The 22412-nt window shown below is 59.6% G+C and carries 19 protein-coding genes; 1 reads left to right on the top strand and 18 read right to left on the bottom strand.

The annotated features are described in order from the left end of the window. Window positions 1-30: 30 nt before the first annotated feature. From lysS to DSOUD_RS08065, 11 genes are all read right to left on the bottom strand, one after another. Window positions 31-1515, bottom strand: a complete 1485-nt coding sequence (gene lysS, locus DSOUD_RS08115) for a lysine--tRNA ligase (RefSeq protein ID WP_053550538.1) — start codon at window positions 1513-1515, stop codon at window positions 31-33. Between the two features lie 163 nt (window positions 1516-1678). Then, on the bottom strand, window positions 1679-2545 hold the full coding sequence (locus tag DSOUD_RS08110) for an Ig-like domain-containing protein (protein WP_053550537.1): 867 nt from the start codon (window positions 2543-2545) through the stop codon (window positions 1679-1681). A 51-nt stretch (window positions 2546-2596) separates the two neighbouring features. After that, window positions 2597-3692 (bottom strand): peptide chain release factor 2 gene (gene prfB / locus DSOUD_RS08105; RefSeq protein WP_198300385.1). Its coding sequence is split into 2 segments (ribosomal slippage): window positions 2597-3622 and window positions 3624-3692, totalling 1095 coding nucleotides; the frame shifts between segments, so codons are not numbered across the junction. 112 nt (window positions 3693-3804) lie between these two features. Continuing rightward, entirely contained in the window at window positions 3805-4389 is a 585-nt protein-coding gene (locus DSOUD_RS08100) for a helix-turn-helix transcriptional regulator (RefSeq protein WP_053550535.1), read from the bottom strand. Window positions 4390-4562: 173 nt separating this feature from the next. Further along, window positions 4563-6473: a fibronectin type III domain-containing protein gene (locus tag DSOUD_RS08095; RefSeq protein ID WP_053550534.1), complete on the bottom strand. Its 1911-nt coding sequence runs from the start codon at window positions 6471-6473 to the stop codon at window positions 4563-4565. A gap of 173 nt (window positions 6474-6646) precedes the next feature. After that, on the bottom strand, window positions 6647-8203 hold the full coding sequence (gene lnt, locus DSOUD_RS08090; RefSeq protein ID WP_082351151.1) for an apolipoprotein N-acyltransferase: 1557 nt from the start codon (window positions 8201-8203) through the stop codon (window positions 6647-6649). 3 nt (window positions 8204-8206) lie between these two features. After that, window positions 8207-9070: a hemolysin family protein gene (locus DSOUD_RS08085; RefSeq protein ID WP_053550533.1), complete on the bottom strand. Its 864-nt coding sequence runs from the start codon at window positions 9068-9070 to the stop codon at window positions 8207-8209. Between the two features lie 59 nt (window positions 9071-9129). Further along, the gene (locus tag DSOUD_RS08080; RefSeq protein WP_053550532.1) at window positions 9130-9828 is read right to left on the bottom strand and encodes a diacylglycerol kinase; all 699 of its coding nucleotides are present in this window, start codon (window positions 9826-9828) and stop codon (window positions 9130-9132) included. After that, complete coding sequence (ybeY, locus tag DSOUD_RS08075) at window positions 9825-10295, bottom strand: rRNA maturation RNase YbeY (RefSeq protein ID WP_082351149.1); 471 nt, start codon at window positions 10293-10295, stop codon at window positions 9825-9827. The genes DSOUD_RS08080 and ybeY overlap by 4 nt, the downstream gene beginning before the upstream one ends. Further along, entirely contained in the window at window positions 10195-12576 is a 2382-nt protein-coding gene (locus DSOUD_RS08070) for an HD family phosphohydrolase (RefSeq protein WP_053550531.1), read from the bottom strand. The genes ybeY and DSOUD_RS08070 overlap by 101 nt, the downstream gene beginning before the upstream one ends. Next, window positions 12573-13565 (bottom strand): PhoH family protein, encoded by a 993-nt coding sequence (locus DSOUD_RS08065; RefSeq protein ID WP_082351148.1) that lies wholly within the window; start codon window positions 13563-13565, stop codon window positions 12573-12575. Before DSOUD_RS08065 ends, DSOUD_RS08070 begins: the two co-directional genes overlap by 4 nt. Window positions 13566-13765: 200 nt before the next feature. On the opposite strand from DSOUD_RS08065, the gene eno reads away from it, so the two are divergent. Further along, window positions 13766-15058: a phosphopyruvate hydratase gene (gene eno, locus DSOUD_RS08060; protein ID WP_053550529.1), complete on the top strand. Its 1293-nt coding sequence runs from the start codon at window positions 13766-13768 to the stop codon at window positions 15056-15058. An 80-nt stretch (window positions 15059-15138) separates the two neighbouring features. Here the strand turns inward: eno and DSOUD_RS08055 are convergent, their stop codons facing one another. From DSOUD_RS08055 to DSOUD_RS08025, 7 genes are all read right to left on the bottom strand, one after another. Then, window positions 15139-15540 (bottom strand): hypothetical protein, encoded by a 402-nt coding sequence (locus tag DSOUD_RS08055; RefSeq protein WP_053550528.1) that lies wholly within the window; start codon window positions 15538-15540, stop codon window positions 15139-15141. 53 nt (window positions 15541-15593) lie between these two features. Then, window positions 15594-17465 carry an ATP-dependent zinc metalloprotease FtsH gene (gene ftsH / locus DSOUD_RS08050; RefSeq protein ID WP_053550527.1) on the bottom strand — a complete coding sequence of 624 codons (1872 nt, stop codon included), beginning with the start codon at window positions 17463-17465 and terminating at the stop codon, window positions 15594-15596. A gap of 97 nt (window positions 17466-17562) precedes the next feature. Continuing rightward, on the bottom strand, window positions 17563-17871 hold the full coding sequence (locus DSOUD_RS08045) for a zf-TFIIB domain-containing protein (RefSeq protein WP_053550526.1): 309 nt from the start codon (window positions 17869-17871) through the stop codon (window positions 17563-17565). Between the two features lie 110 nt (window positions 17872-17981). Beyond that, window positions 17982-18935, bottom strand: a complete 954-nt coding sequence (cas6, locus tag DSOUD_RS08040) for a CRISPR system precrRNA processing endoribonuclease RAMP protein Cas6 (protein ID WP_053550525.1) — start codon at window positions 18933-18935, stop codon at window positions 17982-17984. 120 nt (window positions 18936-19055) lie between these two features. Beyond that, a complete protein-coding gene (locus tag DSOUD_RS08035) occupies window positions 19056-19805 on the bottom strand; it encodes a succinate dehydrogenase/fumarate reductase iron-sulfur subunit (RefSeq protein WP_053550524.1) in 750 nt (249 codons plus the stop codon). After that, window positions 19805-21721 carry a fumarate reductase/succinate dehydrogenase flavoprotein subunit gene (locus DSOUD_RS08030; protein WP_053550523.1) on the bottom strand — a complete coding sequence of 639 codons (1917 nt, stop codon included), beginning with the start codon at window positions 21719-21721 and terminating at the stop codon, window positions 19805-19807. The genes DSOUD_RS08035 and DSOUD_RS08030 overlap by 1 nt, the downstream gene beginning before the upstream one ends. A 12-nt stretch (window positions 21722-21733) precedes the next feature. Continuing rightward, on the bottom strand, window positions 21734-22402 hold the full coding sequence (locus DSOUD_RS08025) for a succinate dehydrogenase cytochrome b subunit (protein ID WP_053550522.1): 669 nt from the start codon (window positions 22400-22402) through the stop codon (window positions 21734-21736). Window positions 22403-22412 lie beyond the last annotated feature (10 nt).

Genomic DNA, 22412 nt, shown 5'->3' with positions numbered 1-22412 from the left:
CTTGGGAAATTACCCGTCACCCGTCCCCGCTCATTTGCTTTCCGGCCGCAGCTGGGGAAAGAGGATGACATCGCGGATGGACGCCGAATCGGTGAGAAGCATGACCAGCCGGTCGATGCCGATCCCTTCACCGGCTGTGGGGGGGAGGCCGTATTCGAGGGCGCGCACGTAGTCCTCGTCCATGGCATGGGCCTCTTCATCCCCCGCCTCCTTCTCGACCAGCTGTTTCTGAAAACGCTCCTTCTGATCGACGGGGTCGTTGAGTTCCGAGAAGGCGTTGGCCAGCTCGCGACCGACGATGAAGAGCTCGAAACGGTCGACCACTTCGGGATTGAGATCATTCTTCCGCGACAGAGGGGAAACCTCCGTCGGATATTCGGTGATAAAGGTCGGGTTCCACAGGTTGGGCTCGGCCACCTCGTCGAAGAGTTCGGTGAGGAGCTTGCCGTAGCCGATGGTGCTCTCCAGTTCCAGACCGAGGGAGCGGGCGTACTCCAGGGCGCGCTCCCGGTCGTCGAGCAGGGCCGCATCGATTTTGCCGTACTTGACGATGGCCTCCTTGACGGTCAGCCGGTCCCAGGGAGCGGTCAGATCGACGTCCCGTCCCCCGTACGGGAAGACCAGGGAGCCGACCACCTCCTTGGCCACGTGACAGATCAACTCTTCGGTGAAATCCATCAGGTCGTGGTAGGTGGCGTAGGCCCGGTAGAACTCCATCATGGTGAACTCGGGGTTGTGCTGGATCGAAATCCCCTCGTTGCGGAAGTTGCGATTAATTTCGAAGACCCGCTCGAAACCGCCGACCACCAGACGCTTGAGATAGAGCTCGGGAGCGATGCGCAGAAACAAATCCATCTTCAGGGAGTTGTGGTGGGTGATAAACGGCTTGGCCGTCGCTCCGCCGGCGATCGGCTGCATCATCGGCGTTTCCACCTCGAGAAAATCCTGACTTTCCATGAACTGGCGGATCAGACGGATGATGCGGCTGCGCTTCAGGAAGACGCCCTTTACGTCGTCGTTGACCATCAGATCGACATAACGCTGGCGATAGCGGGTCTCGACGTCGGTCAGGCCGTGCCACTTTTCCGGAAGGGGCTGCAGCGACTTGGTGAGGATGCGGATGGAACTGGCCCGCAGCGACAGCTCGCCGGTCTTGGTGCGAAAGGGCGTCCCCTCGAAGCCGACGATGTCGCCGAGATCGAAGCGGCGGAAGAGCTCGAAGGACTCGGCTCCGACGTTGTCGCGGCCGACGTAAACCTGCAGGCGCCCCTTGCGGTCCTGGATCTGGATGAAGGCCGCCTTGCCGAAATCGCGCCGGGCCATGATCCGCCCCGCCAGGACATAGCTGACGCCGCACCCCTCGAGAGCCTCGGCATCGGCCTCGCCGTGGGCGGAAGCGACATCGGCCGAAGTATGTTCAACCACAAAGTCGTTGGCGTAGGGGTTGATCCCCTGCCCTCGCAACTCTGCCAGCTTGCTGCGCCGCTGTTGCAGAAATTCGTTCAATTCTTCCATGAAATACAACACCTTTCATCCGGAACTTTTCGGGGTGCACCATATACCCCGGGGTGCGGTGAGTCAAGGGGAAACCCGGTCATTTGCCGGCGGTTGCCGTCCCGCAAAGGGCGCCGGAATCGGGAATGGAAAGCCGACTCCGGAGCCTGGAATAGGGCCCGATTCAGGGCGCCGGCTCAAGAACAACAAAGGTCCGGAGTACAGTCGTAGGTTTGTCAACGAGAGTCCCTGTGACGCTCACGCCATTTTTTCCCTCGTGCAGGGCAACGGCAGGAGTAGGGGTAAAGGTCCAGGTTGTATCGGTCACCTCCGCGGCCATTCCGGCCGCACCGTTGATGGAGACCTGCACCGTGACCCCGGCCTCCGTGGTTCCGGAAAACGACTGCAAAGGGTCGGTGGTCGGGTTGACAAATGGATCGATGGTCACCGACGGAGCCGTCGCGGCGAAGGTGATGACCGCGGTTGCGCTCTGTGCCGGATTGACATCATCGCTGTGGGTCACGGTCACCGTATGTCCCCCGGTGAGACCTGAAATGTCGCAGCTCCAGAAGTCGCCGGTTACGGTCACCGCACCGGCCGTGGCGGCCAGGTCGATTGTGACCGCCGGATCGGCGGCGCCAGGAGCGAGGAAACCGCCGATGGTCTGGCTACTTGCAGGAGTCGGCGTCACATAGGCCTCGAGGGTGACGACCTCGTAGGTCAGCACCAGCAGGAGGGTATTCGAATTCCCCGTGGCGTCGGTGGCGGTGACGGTGACGGTGTTTCCTCCCGGAGCCAGGTTGGCGATGGTGACGCTCCAGAGCCCATCGACATTGGAGAGAGCGGCAACCGTCGCAGTGGTGTTGACCGAAACCTCGACGGTCGCTCCCGGCTCGACGGTTCCGGAGAGATTCCGGGTGCTCGTATTGTTAATCGCCGGCATGCCGTCGATCGTCAGCGTCGGCGAGACCTCGTCGGGGTCGGATGCGCACCCCGCCAGAAGGGCGAAGAGGAGCAGAAACAGCAAACGTCCGATCTTCATGTTTTTCATAGGCAACTGACTCCCTGTCTCCCCGTCTTTACTGACAACCGGGGGGAGATGTTATTTCTTGCTCAGCAGATAGGCTTCGATGAAACCTTCAATATCGCCGCCGAGCACGGCGTCGGTGTTGCCGACCTCGTAGCCGGTGCGATGATCTTTGACCATGCGGTAGGGGTGCAGCACGTAGGAGCGGATCTGGCTCCCCCAGCCGATTTCCTTCTTCTCCCCGGCGATGGCCGACGCCTCTTCCTCTTTTTTGCGCACCTCCAGCTCGTAGAGACGGGCTTTCAACTGCTTGAGGGCCGTGGCGCGGTTCTTGTGCTGGGAGCGTTCATTCTGGCAGGAAACGACCACGCCGGTGGGAATGTGAGTGATGCGGATGGCCGAATCGGTCTTGTTGATGTGCTGGCCGCCGGCGCCGCTGGCGCGGTAGGTGTCGACCCGGAGGTCCTTGTCGAGGATCTCGACTTCGACATCGTCGGAGAGTTCGGGAAAGACAAAGGTTGAGCAGAAGGAGGTGTGGCGACGGGCATTGGAGTCGAAGGGGGAGATCCGCACCAGCCGGTGAATCCCCATCTCGGCCCGCAGATAGCCGTAGGCGTAGTCTCCCTCGGCGGTGAAGGTGACGCTCTTGATTCCCGCCTCGTCGCCCCCCTGGTAGTCGGTGATTTCGGTACGGAACCCTTTTTTCTCGCAGAAACGCAGATACATCCGCAGCAGCATCTCGGCCCAGTCCTGGGCCTCGGTTCCGCCGGCCCCGGCGTTGATGCTGAAAATCGCGTTGCTGGCGTCATGCTCCCCGGAGAGCATGCGGGCAAACTCCATCTTTCCGACTTTCTGCTCGAGGGTCGGCAGAAGTTCGCGAATCTCGGCGAGCGTCGCCTCATCCTCCCCCTCTTCGCCGAGTTCGGCCAGCACCTGCAGGTCTTCGAGCTCCTGGCTGACCGTTTCCCAGCCCTCGACGATTTTCTGCAGAGAGGTGCGCTCCTTCAGGAGCTCCTGGGCTTTTTCTCCCCGGTTCCAGAAATCGGGTTTGGCAATCTCGGCATCGAGTTCGGCGACTCGTTCTTTTTTTGTCGGTACGTCAAAGATACCCCCTCAGCTCTATGAGCTTGACCTTCAGGCCATCGAGGGTTTCCTTCTCTTCACGGAACATGTTTTTTCTCCTCGTCCTCGGGGAATAAGTGGCCGATTATAGCCGCACTCCGACGATTGGGCAAGAGATCTCTTGTTCTAGGGATCGATTCAAAAAAGGGGAGTGAAAGCGGTCAGCGGTTTTTCATGACCAGAAAAACCAGGTGGGTTCTGCCTGAAACATTCAGTGTGCGGTAAATCCGGCTGACGTGGGTCTTGATCGTCTGTTCGCTCAGACACAGCGCCTCGGCAATCTCCCGGTTTCGTCTTCCCAGGACAATCATCTCGACGATTCCCCTATCCGCCTCGCTCAACCGGGCCAATTCGGGAACATTGCTCCCTCTTCGGGAATGCCCAAGAAGGGATTTCATCCTCTCATGGTCGATCCAGCCTTCGCCCCGGGCAATGGCAAGGAGCGCTTTGGGGAGGAGGTCGCTTGCCATATCCGGGGAGATCACGCCATCAACCGGTTTTGTCAACAAAAGACAGGAGAGGTTGTTTTCCTCAAGGCCGTTGTCGATCAGAATGAATTTTGCATCCTTGTATTCGCTGAACAACTCGTCCCGGCAGGTTTTGCAATCCAGGATAACGAAATCGATGACCGGCTGGACAGGCCATTGTCCCCGAATTTCGGCCGAGTAACCGTCGAAGCGGTTATTAATCAGACAACACAGGGCTTCACCCAGAAGTCGATTGCCCATCTCGACCAAGACCCTCACTCTTCCCCCCTTCGACGACCTCAACATAATCGGGTCCGGAACAACACTACTCTCATATCACCGGGGGGTGGAATTACAACTCAAAAAGGTATAGGGATAAAAATCAGGGGGAACATGGCAGGTGGTTCCGGGGGTGGGGAACCCCCCTCCCCCGGAACCATGGAACGGGGAGGCTAGCGGACTTCCACCTCGATGGAAGTGAAATTGTTCGGGGTATCGAGCAGGGCCGTGGTATCGCTCGGATCCATGGCAACCAGGCTGGTGTGGTTGTTCACCACCTCGCTGCCGATGGTGGCGCTGTCATCGAGGCTGAAGGTCAGACGCCACCACCCGGTTTTGGTGATCGGTTCAGGAAGGACATCCTGATTGAGCATCCAATTGTACCCATAAACGAGTCTGCCGGCGACATTGATCTCGGCAGAATACCCCCCCGTGCCGTCAATACCGAAATTCTCCGCGAGGGCCCTGTCGAACAGGGTATAAACCACGTTTCCGCCCGGTCCGTCGAGCTTCTCGATGGTCAGGCGCGCGGTGACGGCAAAGACATTGCGACGGGTCGATTCATAGGTCGTGGCATCGGTTCCCTGCATTTCGGTGACCTGAGAGCCGAAAAGAAGCGCCATATTGTAGGCCGTCAACGTATCGGCGGGATCACTGAGAGCAGTGTCCTGATAGAGGACCGTCTCCACCCGAATCACCGAATTGGCCGAGAAGGAGACGCTTGCCAGATTGTCTCCCCAGTCGACGGTAACCTCCTGAACGGCTCCGGGGTCTGCGGCAATACCGTTGACCCAATCGGCCTGCCAGGTATTGACCGTCTGTTGCTCGTAGTAGGGGACGGAATTGAGGAGAAAGACCGTAAGCGGATCGAAATGGGGAAATTCGGCCAGGGAGGCCAGTTCGTCCACCGTCGGCCGCAACCCGGTATTGACGTCGATATTGGTCAGGGTGTAGGGAGGGACCACTGTTGTGGATAGGAGGGTCCCGGTTACTCCGTAACCATCGGCAAAAACCAACGGAAAGGAAAGATTGTTGCCGTACCCGGTATCCCCGCCACCGCCGGTCGTGCTCCGTGACCCCCGGGCCGTCGCCGACACTTCGGCAGAAGGTGCGCTTTCCGTCGTCCCGATAACGGCGGTAATGACATAGTAATAGGTGACGCCGCCGACCAGACCGGCCGTGTCGACGTAGGGAGAGGCGGTCACCGCGGCCGCGATCCGGTTCGCCGGATCGACGATCACTCCGGGAGTTTCGGAGCGATATAGGTTGTAGCTTTCCGGTGCGGCTCCGGTCAGGGGGGGGGACCAGGAGAGGGTGATGGAGCGTGTCGCCTCCTCGGTCACGGTGGCTGTGACATTGACCGGAGCATCGAGGGGAAGACGCGGCTGAACCGAAACCTGCTGGGACGGCAGACTCTCACCACCGACCCCGACGGCCGTCACCATGTAGTAGTAGGTGGTGTCGTAACTGACCGCCAGATCGGTATAGGGGGAGGTGACGCCGGGGAAAGCCGGACTGGCAAGAGTCACCGGTGGGGCTTCGGATCTGTAGAGATTGTAGGAGGTCGCTCCGACCGGAACGTCGGACCATTGCACAATGACCGAGGGCGTATAGGTTTCTCCCGCCGGGACGTCGGTGGCCGTCACCGAAATACTCGCCGGGGCGCTTGGCGCCAGGGTGACCGAACCCTCTGCAGAGGGGAAACTCTCTCCTGCGGGATGGACGGCCGTCACCACACAATAGTAACTGGTGCCGTTTTCCAGGCCGGTTACGGTGAGAGGGGAAACGACGTCGGCGACCAGCAGCCCGTTGGCCGGAGTCACCCCAGGGGCGAGCCCTCCGTAGAGGTTGTAGGCGATTGCTCCGGGGACCGTGGTCCAGGCCACCGTGGCGGTACCGTCCCCGGAGGTCAGCGAGGTGATCTGTGGAACGGCCAGCTCCGGAGTCGCAGGCGGCGGGGATGAACTGCTATTACACCCGGCCATCGGCAGAAATAAAAGGACCAGGGTCCACAGGAACAACAGAAGCTGATGCGCACAGAGCTGAAAAGGTCGGCCTCCGGTCCTGTTCAATGTTTTTTTCATGGAACACCTCCCTCCGCAATGGTCCCCCGGCGGACCCATCCGCTTCGGATGGGTTTCGGACAACCGCTTTACGATGAGAGTCTACCAATCTGACTAAGGTTCACAATGAGACTCTTGTATCTAATTGGTATACAAAAGTCTCCATACTAAAGTATCAGTTGAGTTCACCGGATTCAGGGGAGAAGATCTTCAGGATCGAGGGCGGCCGAGGAAGGTTTTCTGGTTTTCACCAGCCAGAAGCAGCAGAAGGGGAGCAGGAGAATCGGCAGGAGATCGCCGAAGCGGGTGTAGAGGGTCGGAGACGCTCCGAGGCCGACGGAACCCGTTAGATAGCGCGTCTCGAAGATCGGGGTCTGCGCGACGATCCGTCCCGAAGGGGCAATCAGGGCCGAGATCCCGGTGTTGGCGGCGCGGGCGACCCAGACGCGGTTTTCAATGGCGCGAAAGCGGGTCATGGCCAGATGCTGGTAGGGAGCCGAAGAGCGTCCGAACCAGGCGTCGTTGGTGATGTTCACCAGAAGGTCGCTCCCTTTGGCAACGTAATCCCTGGCCAGTTCGGGGAAAATCCCTTCGAAGCAGACCAGAACGCCGATCTCGGAGCCGTTCATGGGGAGGGGGCTGACCGTCCCGGGAGAGAAGTCACCGATCCCCACCACCAGTTTGTCGATGAAAGGGAGAAAGGGCTTGAGGGGGACGTATTCGCCGAAGGGGACCAGGTGAATCTTGTCGCTGCGCCCAAGAACCGTCCCCTGGGGAGAGAGGAGAAAGGCGCTGTTGAGATAATGATAGCGCCGGTTGACCACCTCATAGGCCGGGCTGCCGAAAATCAGTCCCTCTGCGCCCCCCTGGGGAACCTCCCTGACAAGAGCAGCCAGAGGGCCTCCGTCCTGAAAGTAGAAGGGGGTGGCGCTCTCGGGCCAGATCAGCAGCTCGGCCGAACCGCTTCGAACGGCCTCTTCCGAAAGACGGCGATAGGTGTCGACGGTCGCTTCCTGATTTGTCGGATCCCACTTGACCGACTGATCGATGTTTCCCTGGATCAGGCCGAGGGTCAGGGTCTCCTCCCGCACATCCACCCCCTGTCCGAGGCGGTAGAATCCGTAGCCGGCGTTGGCGGCAAAGAGAAGGAGGGCAACGGTCAGAGCCGCCAGGGGAAAGGGCCTGGAGCCGGCCGTCCTTCCTGCGTACCACTGCCAGCAGCGGGCCAGGGTGGCGTTACTGAGAATCAGCAGGAAACTGATTCCATAGACACCGAAGAGGTCGGCGGACTGGACCAGGGCCAGATGACTCTGCTGGGAATAGCCGAGGGTCGCCCAGGGGAAGCCCGAGAGGAGGAAGGAGCGGAGAAATTCCAGAGCCACCCAGAAAACCGGAAGGGTGACGACGATGGAAAGGCCGAGGCGTTCCCGCAGTCGACAGGCGGCCCAGGTGGTTACCGCAAAGAAGAGAGCCAGATAACAGACCAGTATCAGATAGGCGGCCAGGGAAAAGAGCGGATGCATCTGGCCATAAGTGGTCATGACGATGTTCAGCCAGTAAAGGACCACTGCGAAAAAACCGGCTCCGGCGACAAAACCGCTGCGGAAGGGACGCCCGAACATGGAGACGAAAAGGGGGGCGAGGGCGAACCAGGCGACACTGGCGAGATCGAGACGGGGAAAGGAAAAAGCAAGGAGGAGACCGGACCCCAGGGCCAGCAGGGTCGGTCTGTCGGGAACAAGACGCCGCATCCGTCAGATAACTCCCGCGGCGGAGTTTTCCCTGGGGAGACGACGGATGCGAACCTTGCGAATCTTGCGGGAGTCGCACTCGATGACGGTCATTACCAGCCCGTTGTCGCTGATCTCCTCCTGGGGGAGGGGGATATGCCCCATGAGGTTGAAGAGATACCCGCCCACGGTGTCGAACTTTTCCCGGGGGATGGTGATATCGAAATGCTCCTCAAGTTCCTCGATGTTGAGACGACCGTCGACCAGGATCGTCCCGTCCTCCTCCTCCTGCAGCCAGTCCTCCTCGAGGTCGTATTCATCCTGAATGTCGCCGACGATTTCCTCGATCAAATCCTCGATGGTGATGAGGCCGGAGGTGCCGCCGTATTCATCGATGGCGATGGCCATGTGAACGCGCTTGGTGCGGAATTCCTGAAGGAGGGCCTCGATATTTTTGGTTTCCGGTACGAAATAGGGGGTTCGCATCACCCGCGGAATCGAGATCTCTTCGGCGGGCTGTCCCCAGAATCGCAGAAGGTCCTTGGCATAGACGATACCGACGATCCGGTCGTTGGTCCCCTCGTAGATGGGGATCCGCGAATGTCCGGAGGAAATCACCGCATCGAGAAGTTCGCCGAGAGTGGCGGTGGTGCTGCAGCTGACCATGTCGGTGCGGGGAACCATGATCTCCCGAACGATGGTTTCACCGAATTCGAAGATCGAGTGGAGCATCTCCCCCTCCCCTTCGTTGATGATCCCCTCAACCTCCGACTCGTTGATGATTTCCTGCAGATCCTTTTCGGTGAGCGCCCGGCGCCGGCCGAAAACCATGTGCTGCAGAGTCTGCCGCCATGTTGATGGTCTACCGTTGGGACTGTCTTCGTCCACGAAAGCGTGTCCTCCTCTTTGGGTATGTAGGGCTCCCGGCACAGGCGCCGGGAGGCAAATCAGGCAAACAACAGGTGAAGAATCAGTGTCACGACCACACCCAGCAGGATGCCGACCAGCACCTCCCGCAGGGTGTGAATTTTCAGGAGCAGACGGCTGTGGCAGACCATCGTCGCCAGCACCACGGCCAGAAGGGTGGTCAGCGCTCCGACGCTGGACAGGGCCACCGAGGTCGCGATGGAAAAGGCGACGGCGGCATGGCCGCTCGGCATGCCGCCGTGCAGGGGGGTTCCCCTGCCGGTACAGGCCTTGATAAAAACGACCAGGATGGTCACAACCAGGACCGAAACGACGGACAGTTCGCCCCGCGGCGGCCCGAGTCCGCTGAAGTCCCAGCCGGTGCCGGGGAAGACGTAGCGGGACAGAACCAGATATCCGGCAATGAGGGCGCCGACACTGGTCACCAGAACGGCGCCGGCGGCCACATCCTTGGCCCGTCGCGCCAGGAGGTGAAAATCGGGGGAAACGAGATCGACCACCACCTCGAAAGCGGTATTGACCAGCTCGGCGAAGATCACCAGAATCACGGCAAAGGCCAGGAGAAGAAATTCCAGGGCCGAGACGTGAAAGAAGAGAGCCATAAGGAGAACGGAGACGGCGGCAACAAAATGGTAGCGCATGTGGCGCTGCGACTTGACGCTCCAGAGAATCCCTTCGATGGCGCAGTTAACGCTCTCCAGCCAGCTCGAAGGCTTCATGCCCCCCCTGTGTCGCCACCCAGGAATTCCCGGCGCAGTATGGCAAAAATCTCCTCCTCCCGGGCCTCCATCCTCCGAGCCTCCTCTGCAGTTCCGCGCTCATGGTCGTAGCCAAGAAGATGAAGAATACCGTGCAGAAGAAGAAAGTAGAGCTCACTTTCGAAGGGGAGTCCCGCCTCCAGGGCGTCCCGGGCCGCGGTATCGGCGGAGATGACCACATCACCGAGAAGCCCGGGGTGAATCCCGGCCCCCTCCCCTTCCTGCATGGCAAAGGAAATCACGTTGGTCGAACGGTCGCGCTCGAGGTAGTCGGAATTGATGCTCCTGATCTCCTCGTCGTCGACGATCACCACCGAGAGTTCGGCGTCAGGACATCCCGAGACGCTTAAGATCCTCCGCGCCACTTTTCGCAGGCTCAGCTTCCTTATCTTTTGTCTCTTTTGCCGGTTCTCGATTTGTATCTTCACCGTTTTTCCTTTTGGCTGCATCCTTGTCCCGTTCCTTGTAGGCCGGTTCGGGATAATCGATCCGATGGTGGAAGATTCCTGCCAGTATCAGGTTGAAACTTTTGGCGATATTGTGCAGATCCTTGAGAGTCAGCTCGCACTCGTCGAGCTGACCGTCGATAAATATGTTATTGACGATTTTCTGCACCATCCCCTGAATGCGGGCCGGAGTCGGTTCAGTCAGGGTGCGACTGGCCGCCTCCACGGCGTCGGCGAGCATGATCAAGGCCGCCTCCCGCGTCTGCGGTTTGGGACCGGGGTAGCGGTAGTCACGCTCGTCGACCTGCTGCACACCGGGATCTTCCTTGTTCTTGGCCTTGTCATAGAAGAATTTGATCAAAGCGGTTCCATGGTGCTGGCGGATGATATCCACCAGATTTTCACCGAGCTTGTTCTCCCGGGCGATCTCGACGCCGTCCTTGACGTGGGACATGAGGATCAGGGCACTCATCGACGGAGCCAGCTTATCGTGGCGGTTCTCCTGGTTTCCCAGATTCTCCACGAAATAAAGGGGCTTGCGAATCTTGCCGACGTCGTGATAATAGGCGGCCACCCGCGCCAGGAGGGGATTGGCATTGATAACTTCGGCCGCGGCCTCCACCAGATTGCCGACGATGACCGAGTGGTGATAGGTCCCGGGAGCCTGGATCATCAGTTCTCGCAGGACCGGCTTGTTCATGTTGGCCAGTTCAAGGAGCTTGATGTCGGTTGTGTACTTGAAAATCGATTCCACCAGGGGGATGGTGCCGTTGACCGTCACCGCACAGAGAAAGCCGCTGACCAGGCCGAAGCCGAGCTTGTAAAGAAGCTGGGGATCAAAAGCCCGTCCCGCCATCAGGTGAATGGCGAAAATCAACAGGGCGTTGACCAGAGAAATCCGCAGCCCCGCATGATAGAGGGTCGAACGCTCCTTGCACTGGCGCACCCAGTGGGCACCCGTCAGGCTGCCGACCAGGGCGTAGAAGGTAATAAAGAGGTTGTCGCCGAAGAGAACGCCCAGTAGAAGGGAAGAGAGGACCGCAAATATCAGGGCAATTTCGGAATTCAGTACGATCCGCACCAACATGGCGCCGACAGCAAAAGGGAGGAGATAATGGTAGCTTGTTGAGTCGATATAGGGGAAGGCACTCTCCAGTGCTGTGAAGACGAAAATGGACAGTTTGATCAGGACAAAGAGTCCGATGAAGGTCAGACCGAGAAAGAGGAGATCCCGGTTCACGGGTTGGTATTTGCGAATATTGCGCCGCGCATAGCGGTGACAGGAAAAGACCAGGAGCATGGTGCAGAGGAGGAGACCGAGCCCGGTACGCAGGGTGCTGTAGTCGCTCCCCAACTCCCGCATTGCGCGAAGCTTTTTGATCTGCTCCTCCGACACCCGCTCCCCTTCGCGAACGATCATCTCTCCCTTCTTGACCTGGAAGAGAACCGGCTTGACACCCTCCCGCGCCAGCCGCTTTCTGGCTTCGGTCTCGTTCTTGTTGAAGGTCAGGTTGGGACGCAGCAGTTTCTGCACCACAGAAAGAAGGACCTGACGCTCCTTGGCCGAGAACTCGCCGATCCCTTCGATCCCCTGGTTCAGGGCTTCCTGGGCATCGCCGACACCGACGACGTCCTGAAGAGCGGGAGCGACCGTTTCCTTCTGGGAGACCAGGTCACGAATCGTTATTCCCCGTTGCTGGTCCGGCTGGAAGAGCTGAAGGTTCCCGACAATATTCTTGCTCAGGGCCTGCGTCACAGCGCTGCGCAAACGAGCGAGGTTTCCGCTACCGACCCGCAGTTTCACAAAAGCGCTGTATTCCTGATCGCTGAGACTGATGCCGAGAACCCCTTCTACTCCCTTGCGCAGGGTTTCGGAAGTCCCGGAGGGTTCCGCCTGGCCGGAGACGAGCTTCAAAGCCTGAACGAGGCGTTCGGCGGTATCAACAGCTGTCTTCGGGTCGAAGTCATAAAATGGCAGGACCGCATCTTCGGCCTCCTGACGCTTGGTTTCCGTCAGCGGCAGGTCGGGAATCAGAAGGTCTTTGGGAGCCTTGATATCCCGGGAAACAATATCGCCGGGGGAATAATAGTCGGGGACGAATCCCCCCTTGGGAATGATGATGGCCGTCAGAATCAGCGCCAGCACGAAAAGGAGGAGGTGGCGCTGCTGGTGTTCATCCAGCGACAGGCGAAGAATCTTCCAGAACCCCGCCCCTTTGGACGCACGTTGCCCACTCTCGGGTTTTCGATCGGTCTTGGTCATGGTGTGGGGATTGCCTTTTTGGCAGGAGCCGGCCGGGCCCGATCATAGGCCTGGACGATGCTCTGCACGATGGGGTGACGTACTACGTCCCGGTCGGAAAAATAGTTGAAAAAGATCCCGGGAATCCCCTGAAGGATCTCGGTCGCCTCGACCAGGCCGGAAAGACGCCCGGAGGGGAGATCGATCTGCGTGACGTCGCCGGTGACGATGGCGCGACTGCCGAAACCGAGGCGGGTGAGGAACATCTTCATCTGCTCCTGGGTCGTGTTCTGCGCCTCGTCGAGGATGACGAAGGCGTCGTTGAGGGTCCGTCCGCGCATGAAGGCCAGGGGAGCCACTTCGATGATTCCGCGATCGATGAGATCCTGCCCCTTTTCCACGGACATCATGTCGAAGAGGGCGTCGTAGAGGGGACGCAGGTAGGGGTTGATCTTTTCGGCAATATCGCCGGGGAGGAATCCGAGTTTCTCTCCGGCCTCGACTGCGGGGCGCACCAGAACGATGCGGCTGACTTCCTTTTTCATCAGGAAAGAAACGGCCATGGCCATGGCCAGATAGGTTTTGCCTGTCCCGGCCGGACCGATGCCGAAAACCACATCGTTGTTGCGGATACCGTCGATATAGGTCTTCTGGGCGAGACTTTTCGGGGAAATGTTTTTCTTGCGTGCGGGGATGCTGATGGTATCGAGAAAGATGTCCCCGAGACGGGCCCTGGAGTTGGCGCTGAGGATCCGGATCGCGTAATCGATATCGGAAGGATAGAGCGGGTACCCCTCCTTGAGGAGGGAATGAAGTTCCTCCATCAGGCGGCGGGCGAGTTCTGCCGCCGCCGGGTCGCCGCCGATGGTGAGTTCGGTCCCATTGGAACCGATGCGCACGCCGAGGGACCGTTCAATCTGCCTGAGATACCTGTTCTGCTGGCCAAACAACTGGTTTGCCAGATTCTGGTCGGCGGCGACAAACCGCTCCAGTGCTTCGCTCTTGTCCAAAAAAATCCCTTTGGTTTCCCTTAGATTCAAGGGTGAACATTAGCACCGACCCGGTGCAAAATCAATCATTTTTGACAAAGGGGTGCTCCCCTTCTCCGGCGAAAAAGGGGTTCCAATTTACCATCATTGTGTTATAAATATGACGCTTGCGGGCCGGCGTTGCCGGCCTTCTCATTTCAATAATGCCAAAGGGGGCCATCATGAGTGAAATAGTTGACATCTACGCCAGGGAAATCATGGATTCCCGGGGAAATCCCACCGTTGAAGTGGAAGTTTACCTGGAGAGCGGGGCCATGGGTCGCGCGGCGGTCCCCAGCGGCGCTTCCACCGGCAAACGGGAGGCTCTCGAACTGCGGGACGGCGACAAATCCCGTTACCTCGGCAAGGGGGTACAAAAGGCGGTGGACAACGTCAACGAAATCATCGCCGAAGCGCTGATCGGCTGGGAGGCCTCCGATCAGGCCGGGATCGACCACAAACTCCTGGCCCTCGACGGCACCGAATTCAAGAGCAACCTCGGCGCCAACGCCCTCCTCGGCGTCTCCCTGGCCTGCGCCAAGGCCGCCGCCGAAGATGCCGGCCTCCCCCTCTACCAGTATATCGGCGGCTCCAACGCCAAGGAACTCCCCCTGCCGATGATGAACATCATCAACGGCGGTGCCCATGCCGACAACAACGTCGACATCCAGGAGTTCATGATCATGCCCGCCGGGGCCGATTCCTTCAAGGAAGCGCTGCGCATGGGCGCCGAGATCTTCCACTCCCTGAAAAAGGTTCTCAAGGCCAGGGGTTATAACACCTCCGTCGGCGACGAAGGGGGCTTCGCTCCCGACCTCAAGAGCAACGAGGAAGCGCTCCAGGTCATCATGGAAGCGATCAAGGCCGCGGGCTTCACGCCCGGCGAGGACGTGTTGCTGGCGCTGGACGTCGCCTCCTCCGAACTGTACAAAGATGGCAAATATCTGCTGGCCAACGAAGCCAAGCCGCAGATGACCTCCGCCGAACTGGTCGAGTTCTACGAGGATCTGGTCGACCGCTATCCGATCATCTCCATCGAGGACGGCATGGCGGAAAACGACTGGGACGGCTGGAAGCTCCTCACCGACCGCCTCGGCAAGCGCATCCAGATCGTCGGTGACGATCTCTTCGTCACCAACACCCGCATCCTCAGGGAGGGGATCGACAAGGGGATCGCCAATTCCATCCTCATCAAGGTCAACCAGATAGGGACCCTGACCGAAACCCTCGATGCCATCGAGATGGCCAAGCGGGCCGGATACACCGTCGTCATTTCCCACCGCAGCGGCGAGACCGAAGACACCACTATTGCCGACCTGGCCGTCGCCACCAATGCCGGGCAGATCAAGACCGGATCGTTGTGCCGCACCGACCGCATCTGCAAGTACAACCAGTTGCTGCGCATTGAAGATGAACTCGATGAGGTAGCCGTTTTCGGCGGTCACGAGGTCTTCTACAACCTGCGAAACCGGTAGTTCCAGAAAACCTCCTGTCGGACAACGAAAAAAGGCCTGCGGAATACCGCAGGCCTTTTTTCGTTTTGGTCCTTAAAAGCTCATCCCGGATAAAGGGAGTAGCTCCCCCCTTCACGGACACGCCGCAGCCTCCCTTCCCGGTCCATTTTCAGAAGCGTCTGTTGCAAGACCCGTGTTTTGACCTCGGGGAACCGCTCATAAAGGGTCGTCTGAAGAATCCCCGGCTCCTTGCTCACCGCCTCCTTCAGCCGGTCATCGAGAGAGGACCCGGTTTCGGAAGGCGGCTTCATCTCTGCTGCCACTTCCCTGCGACCGGCCGCCACAGGTGGCACGCTCTCCTCTGCGCCCCTCCCTTCGGCGTCACGGCTCGCCGAAGCCGCCGTCATGTCGCTGCGGATTTCCTTCTCGATCGACTGCAGTCTGCGGTATCCGTAAAATCCGGCCGCGACAGCACCCGCAGCCACCATCACCAATCCCAGCATACTTGCCCCCTCCCTTGATCCGTCTGCCCCGGGGAGAAACCTTCCCGGGGGGGTTATTTTTCCACCGTCCCTCCAGCCGAGGCGAGAATCTGCTCGACGCGATTGTTATCCAGGACCTCCTCTTCGAGAAGGGCCTCGGCCAGCTTTTCCAGGAGATTTAGATTTTCGCCGATGACCTTTTCGGCCCGCCGCGCCCCTTCCTTGACGATCTTTTCGATCTCCTGGTCGATAATCCAGGCCATTTGTTCGCTGAAGGTCTTGTCGGTCGCCAGTTTGCGGCCGAGAAAGGGATGCTCCTCACCACGGCTGAAGGTCAGGGGGCCGATTTTTTCGCTCATCCCCCACTGGCAGACCATTTTTTCTGCCAGTTCGGCGACCTGCTTCAGATCGCTCTGGGCCCCTGTCGAGTATTCGCCGAATATGGCCTGTTCGGCGGCCCGCCCGCCGAGACTGACGGCGATGCGCGACAGAAGGAACTCCTGCTGATAATGATAGCGGTCGTCCACCGGGAGCTGCTGGGTCACCCCGAGGGCCTGCCCCCGGGGAATAATGGTGACCTTGTGAATCGGATCGGCCCCCGGAGTCAGTTTGGCCACCAGAGTATGTCCAGCTTCATGATAGGCGGTAATGCGTTTTTCCTTTTCCGAAAGGACAAGTTTGCGTTCCACCCCCATCAGAAGGCGATCCTTGGCTCGCTCCATGTGCGTCATCGCCACATTCGGGGAATTTTCCCGGGCGGCAATCAAGGCCGCCTCGTTGACCAGGCTCTCCAGATCGGCGCCGCACATCCCCGGCGTTCCCCGGGCGATCACCATGAGATCCACATCCTCCGCCAGAGGAACCTGACGGGTATGAACCCGGAGGATCTGTTCGCGGGCCCGCCAGTCGGGACGGTCGACCACGACCTGTCGATCAAAACGTCCCGGTCGCAAAAGAGCCGTATCGAGGACGTCGGGACGGTTTGTCGCCGACATGACCACCACCTCGGCGTGGGGATCGAAGCCGTCCAGTTCCGACAACAGCTGATTCAAGGTCTGCTCACGCTCGTCGTTTCCGCCGCCCAGCCCTGTCCCCCTGGCGCGGCCGACGGCATCGAGTTCATCGATAAAAATAATACTCGGGGCGCTCTTCTTGGCGCTTTCGAAAAGATCCCGGACGCGACTGGCCCCGACGCCGACAAACATTTCGATGAACTGGGAGGCGGAGATGGAGTAGAAGGGGACACCGGCTTCTCCGGCGACGGCCCTGGCCAACAGGGTCTTGCCGGTCCCCGGAGGTCCGACCAGCAGCACCCCCCGCGGCACCTTGCCGCCGAGGCGGGTGAACTTCTTCGGATTGCGCAAAAACTCGACGATTTCCGTCAACTCCTGCTTGGCCTCTTCAAGCCCGGCCACATCGGCAAAGGTGACGCTGGAGGTTTCCCTGCTGTAGAGGCGGGCGCCGGATTTGGCAAAACTCCCCATAATCCCGCCACCGGGGCCGCCGCGGCCGCGCATCCCCTTGAGAATGAACCACCAGACGCCGATGATCAGAACCCAGGGGAGAAGATAGACCAGGACGCTGGTCCAGGGAGAGGGTTCCTGCTCCGGTTGAATATTGATTTCAACCCCCTGTTTTTCCAGGTCCGTCAGGAGTTGGGAATCCTGGAAAGGAGGGAGAAGCGTCGTGAAGCGGCTGTATTGGCGGGGAGTCCCCTTGTCGTCCACATCCCCGACAACGATCGGTGACTTGAAAGAACCGCGCAGGTCACTCCCCTGAACGGTGATTTCCTGCACGTTTCCCTGCTGCAGTTCGGTCTTGAAGCGGCTGTAGCTGAGGGGGGTCGTTTTAACTGGCGGGGGTGGGGCCATGGCCAGATAGAGGTAGTTGAAGCCCACCACCAGCAAAAGGACAAGAAACAACTGTCGCATGATATTTTTCTGCATGGTGACTCCGCGAAGTCGTCCGGCGCCTACCTCGAACCGGTTGAACCTCAGGACGGGGAAAACCCCCTGCGGCAGATGAAGCCGTCCCGGTTTCCGTCTACTCCCCCTCCCCTTCCTCCCCCCTGAACCACTTGTCAAACCAGGTGCGATGATCCTTTTCGGCCAGAATCTGGATATCTTTCGGCCCCAGCCAGACGCCGCCGCAACCGGGACACTTGTCCAGAGGAACGCCGCGGAAGATCATCGGTACGATCGCCTCGCCGCATTTGGGACAACGTCCCAGGCAGACCTGGCGAATCGATTGTTCACGGGCCTCCTCCTTCATCTTCTCGATCTTTTCCTGCTCAAGGCGATGAAAAAATTCATTTTCCAGTGCTTTTTTGCGCTCGTCCCAGGCATTTGTCATCGCATCACCTCCTTGAAATTACTGCCATTTCGCCAAAAGTATACCGGCTGGATAACATCTGGCAAGCCACAGGAGAACCATCGGTGACAATCTCTACCGGGAAAACTCGGTCAAGGCGCCGCAAGACGGTAGCATCCTGACCCGTAGGCGGCATTTTTTCCGACATTGAAGAGGGAGCCGAGGTGCAGCACCCAGAGAATCGCGTCGAGAGCGTCCCCCGCCAGGCGCAAGGACCCGACCAAGCCGCCGATCTCCTGATCGCGGTCGGCTCTCTCGAGAAGCTTGTAGTCCCGCCACTCGAGTCCATTGTCGATTTCTTCAAGAGATCGGGCGGCGCGAAGGAGCGGATCGGGGTCACCTACGATCTCGCAATGACAGTGGGCAGCGATCATCGAGGTCACCCGCCGCAGCACAAATGGAAAGATCTGGGTGAAATTGGGGCGAAAGAGGGGTTTGCCGCCGGACAGAAGCCTGGCCGGAGTGAGGAATTCCAGAGACAATTCCCGACCGGAGAAATCCCGCCGAGCCAGCCACCAGGGGGTGTCTATGATTGGCGGCGCCATATGACCGAGGTCGGAACCTTCTTGCCAGAGGCAGCGCTGATCCCCCGAGGGATCTTCGGCCTCGATGGCGACCAGATCGAAGAGCCCTTCGCCACGGCAAAGCCCCATTTGCCCAAGTTTTTGGAGGGTTGCGGCAAAATCGCCGAGCTGCTGCACGGCCGTGCCCAGGAGCAGGACCGGCAATCGCAGGGTATCGCCGCAATCATAGGCTCGAACTTCTCCAGGCGAAGGGTGGAGGACAAAACCGGGGGCGGGTCGTTGATGCCGACGCACCAGGACCGGATCGGAAAAGAGGGGGGGATCAAAAAGGGCCGCAAAGGCCTCCCCCCCCCTCCCTACGCGGTCGACGCCGAGGGCATGCCGGGCTGCCCGGAGCAGATCGCGACGCAGGGAGAGGAGGATAGCCGAGTCCACCGTAAAGGGTTCCTGGAATTCTAGAAGGAAATGGATCCGGGAGAATTCCACGCCGGCCAGCGATTCGGGACTGTCATGGAAAAACATGCGGTTAAGTCACTCCCCGGGACGTTGCGGTCTTTTTCGCAGTTAAAAAAAGGGCGGGTCAAAAGACCCGCCCAGAGGGAGGACCGGCACAGGCCGGTCAATGAAAAATGAAGCCTATTCTCAGATATGGGCCATGGGGAGGGTCTTGGCCAGTTCGCGGTTCATCCGGGAGATGAAGGTGACCTTGATCCCTTTCGGGCACGCTGCTTCGCACTCATAGTGGTTGGTGCAGGCACCAAACCCTTCCTTGTCCATTTGCTCGACCATCGCCCGGACACGGCGTGCCGCTTCGACTTCGCCCTGGGGGAGAAGACCGAGGTGAGCGACCTTGGCGGCGGTAAAGAGCATGGCCGAGCCGTTGGGGCAGGCGGCCACGCAGGCGCCGCAGCCGATACAGGCAGCAGCATCCATCGACCGTTCGGCATTGACCTTGGAGATGGTCACGGCGTTGCCGTCGGGAACGCCACCCGTCCGGGCCGAGGTGTAGCCGTAAGCCTGGATGATGCGGTCGAAGGCGCCGCGGTCGACCATCAGGTCCTTGATGACAGGAAAAGCCCGGGAGCGCCAGGGCTCGAGGAAAATATGATCGCCATCGTTGAATTTGCGCATATGCAGCTGGCAGGCCGTGACCAGATCATCGGGGCCATGGGCAATGCCGTTGATGACCTGAGAGCAGGTCCCGCAGATCCCCTCGCGGCAGTCGTGGTCGAAGACGATCGGCTCGATCCCCTTGGCGATAAGGTCTTCGTTAACGACGTCGAGCATTTCGAGAAAAGACATGTCGGGGCTGATATCGTTCGCTGCGTATTTCTCCAGCTTCCCCTTGTCCTTGGCGTTCGCCTGGCGCCAAACGTGCAGTGTCAAATTCATTATTTGTAACTCCTCACGGCCAGATGGACATTGTCAAATTTCAGCGGCTCCTTGTGCAGCTCGGGTGCCTTGTCAGTTCCCTTGTACTCCCAGGCGGCGACGTAGCAGAAATTCTCGTCGTCGCGCATCGCCTCACCATCCGGAGTCTGATGCTCGGTACGGAAGTGGCCGCCGCAGGACTCGTCGCGGTGGAGAGCATCGCGGGCGAGGAGTTCACCGAATTCGAGGAAGTCGGCGACGCGACCGGCGTTCTCGAGCTGCTGGTTGACCTCGGCGCCTACGCCGGTGACCTTGACGTTGGTCCAGAACTCTTCGCGCAGTTCGGGAATACGCTTGATGGCCTCCTTGAGACTCGCTTCGCTGCGGGCCATGCCGACGTTGTTCCACATGATCTTGCCCAATTCACGGTGGAATTCGGTGACGGTTTTCTTGCCGTTGATGCCGAGGAGTTTTTTCGTCTGCCCTTCGGCATCCTCCTTGGATTTTTTGAACTCGGGGTGATCGGCCTTGACTTCGCCCGGCTTGACCTGGGCCAGATAGTTGGCGATGGTGTAGGGGATGACGAAGTAGCCGTCGGCCAGACCCTGCATCAGGGCCGAAGCGCCGAGCCTGTTGGCGCCGTGGACCGAGAAGTTGGCCTCTCCGAGAACGAACAGCCCGGGGATGTTGCTCTGCAGGTTGTAATCGACCCACAGCCCGCCCATGGCGTAGTGCGGTGCCGGGTAGATGCGCATCGGGCGCTGGTAACCGTTTTCATCGGTGATTTTTTCATACATGTCGAAGAGATTGCCGTAGCGTTCGGCGATCGTCTTCTGGCCCAGACGCTTGATGGAATCATCGAAATCGAGGTAGACCCCGCGCTTGCCGGGGCCGACGCCGCGGCCGTCGTCGCACTGTTCCTTGGCGGCGCGGGAGGCGATGTCGCGCGGAGCGAGGTTGCCGAAGCTCGGGTACTTGCGCTCCAGGTAGTAATCGCGGTCCTGCTCGGCGATTTCATGGGGCTGTTTTTCGCAGTCTTCCTTCTTTTTCGGCACCCAGATGCGACCGTCGTTGCGGAGCGACTCGGACATCAGGGTCAGCTTCGACTGATGATCGCCGGTCTGGGGGATGCAGGTCGGATGGATCTGTGTGTAGCAGGGGTTGGCGAAGAAGGCTCCTTTTTTGGCGGCCTTCCAGTTCGCGGTCACGCTGCAGCCCATGGCGTTGGTCGAGAGGTAAAAGACGTTGACGTAGCCGCCGGTGGCCAGACAGACGGCGTCGGCCCAGTGGGACTCGATTTCGCCGGTGATCATGTTGCGAACGGTGATCCCCTTGGCGACTCCGTCAACCAGGACCAGATCGACCATCTCCTTGCGCTCGTGGAGCTTGACAGTCCCTTCCTTGACCTGGCGGGAGAGCGCCTGGTAGGCGCCGATCAGCAGCTGCTGGCCGGTCTGGCCGCGGGCGAAGAAGGTCCGGGAAACCTGGGCGCCGCCGAAAGAGCGATTGTCGAGGTATCCGGCGTAGTCGCGCCCGAAGGGGACACCCTGGGCGACGCACTGATCGATGATATTGTTCGAAACCTGGGAGAGACGCCAGACGTCGGCCTCGCGGGCCCGGAAATCGCCCCCCTTGATGGTGTCGTAAAAGAGGCGGAAGATGCTGTCGCCGTCGTTGGGGTAGTTCTTTGCGGCGTTGATGCCGCCCTGGGCAGCGATGGAGTGGGCGCGCCGCGAGCTGTCCTGGTAGCAGAACGCCTCGACATTGTAGCCGAGTTCGCCGAGCGTGGCGGCCCCTGCGCCGCCGGCAAGGCCGGTACCGACCATGATGATCTTGTACTTGCGCTTGTTGGCCGGGTTGACCAGCTTCATATCCTGGCGATGCTTATCCCAGGATTTTTCAATGGGTCCAGTAGGACATTTGCCGTCGAGTATCACTGTAATTACCCCCTAGAGATTCAATGCGCCAAAGTAGACTAAAACGGGTGCGACGAGGAACCCGATCGCGACGAGGCCGGCAGCCCACCGACCACCGGTGGTCAGCAGGGGCAATGTGGCATCGTTGGTCAGACCGAGGGACTGGAAGAAACTCTGAATCCCGTGACGCAGGTGCAGCAGCAGAACGACCATGGCGGCCACGTAGAGAAGGGCCACGGAAAATTTCTGGAAACTCACCACAACCATCTGGTAGACATCGAAACGGCCGGCGACGTCGACCATCTGGTTGAATTCGGGGTTCAATGTGTGCAGGGTGAAGTGAAGCAGATGGTAAATGGCGAAGGACCCGAGGAGGATCCCGGTCCAGATCATGTTTTCTGAAGAGAAGGTCGCGCGCAGATTCTTCTTTTGAAAATAGGCAACCGGGCGGGCCGCCTTGTTTTCGAGGTAGAGGGAAAATCCGAGGTAAAGATGAAGGAGGAAGGCCACGACCATAACCGCCCGGAAGGCGTAGAGGAGCGGCGGGAAGGCGCGCAGGTGCTCGGCATAAGCGTTGAGTCCGTCCGCTCCCCAGAGGATTGTCAGGTTTCCGGCCATGTGGGCAAAGACGAATCCAACCATCGCCAGCCCCGTGATTGCCATAAGAAACTTCTTACCTAGTGAACTTTTGTACCATCGCATGGCATCATCC

The sequence above is a fragment of the Desulfuromonas soudanensis genome (assembly GCF_001278055.1).
Taxonomy (GTDB): domain Bacteria; phylum Desulfobacterota; class Desulfuromonadia; order Desulfuromonadales; family WTL; genus Deferrimonas; species Deferrimonas soudanensis.
The sequence above is the reverse complement of the archived record's forward strand: the minus strand, read 5'-3'. Positions and strand labels throughout refer to the sequence as shown.

Excerpts from the sequence above, each read along its gene's own strand:
- lysS (WP_053550538.1), bottom strand. The coding sequence starts at position 1,515 with ATGGAAGAATTGAACGAATTTCTGCAACAGCGGCGCAGCAAGCTGGCA.
- DSOUD_RS08110 (WP_053550537.1), bottom strand. The coding sequence starts at position 2,545 with ATGAAAAACATGAAGATCGGACGTTTGCTGTTTCTGCTCCTCTTCGCC.
- DSOUD_RS08095 (WP_053550534.1), bottom strand. The coding sequence starts at position 6,473 with ATGAAAAAAACATTGAACAGGACCGGAGGCCGACCTTTTCAGCTCTGT.
- lnt (WP_082351151.1), bottom strand. The coding sequence starts at position 8,203 with ATGCGGCGTCTTGTTCCCGACAGACCGACCCTGCTGGCCCTGGGGTCC.
- DSOUD_RS08080 (WP_053550532.1), bottom strand. The coding sequence starts at position 9,828 with ATGAAGCCTTCGAGCTGGCTGGAGAGCGTTAACTGCGCCATCGAAGGG.
- DSOUD_RS08070 (WP_053550531.1), bottom strand. The coding sequence starts at position 12,576 with ATGACCAAGACCGATCGAAAACCCGAGAGTGGGCAACGTGCGTCCAAA.
- eno (WP_053550529.1), top strand. The coding sequence starts at position 13,766 with ATGAGTGAAATAGTTGACATCTACGCCAGGGAAATCATGGATTCCCGG.
- DSOUD_RS08055 (WP_053550528.1), bottom strand. The coding sequence starts at position 15,540 with ATGCTGGGATTGGTGATGGTGGCTGCGGGTGCTGTCGCGGCCGGATTT.
- ftsH (WP_053550527.1), bottom strand. The coding sequence starts at position 17,465 with ATGCAGAAAAATATCATGCGACAGTTGTTTCTTGTCCTTTTGCTGGTG.
- DSOUD_RS08045 (WP_053550526.1), bottom strand. The coding sequence starts at position 17,871 with ATGACAAATGCCTGGGACGAGCGCAAAAAAGCACTGGAAAATGAATTT.
- cas6 (WP_053550525.1), bottom strand. The coding sequence starts at position 18,935 with ATGTTTTTCCATGACAGTCCCGAATCGCTGGCCGGCGTGGAATTCTCC.
- DSOUD_RS08035 (WP_053550524.1), bottom strand. The coding sequence starts at position 19,805 with ATGAATTTGACACTGCACGTTTGGCGCCAGGCGAACGCCAAGGACAAG.
- DSOUD_RS08025 (WP_053550522.1), bottom strand. The coding sequence starts at position 22,402 with ATGCGATGGTACAAAAGTTCACTAGGTAAGAAGTTTCTTATGGCAATC.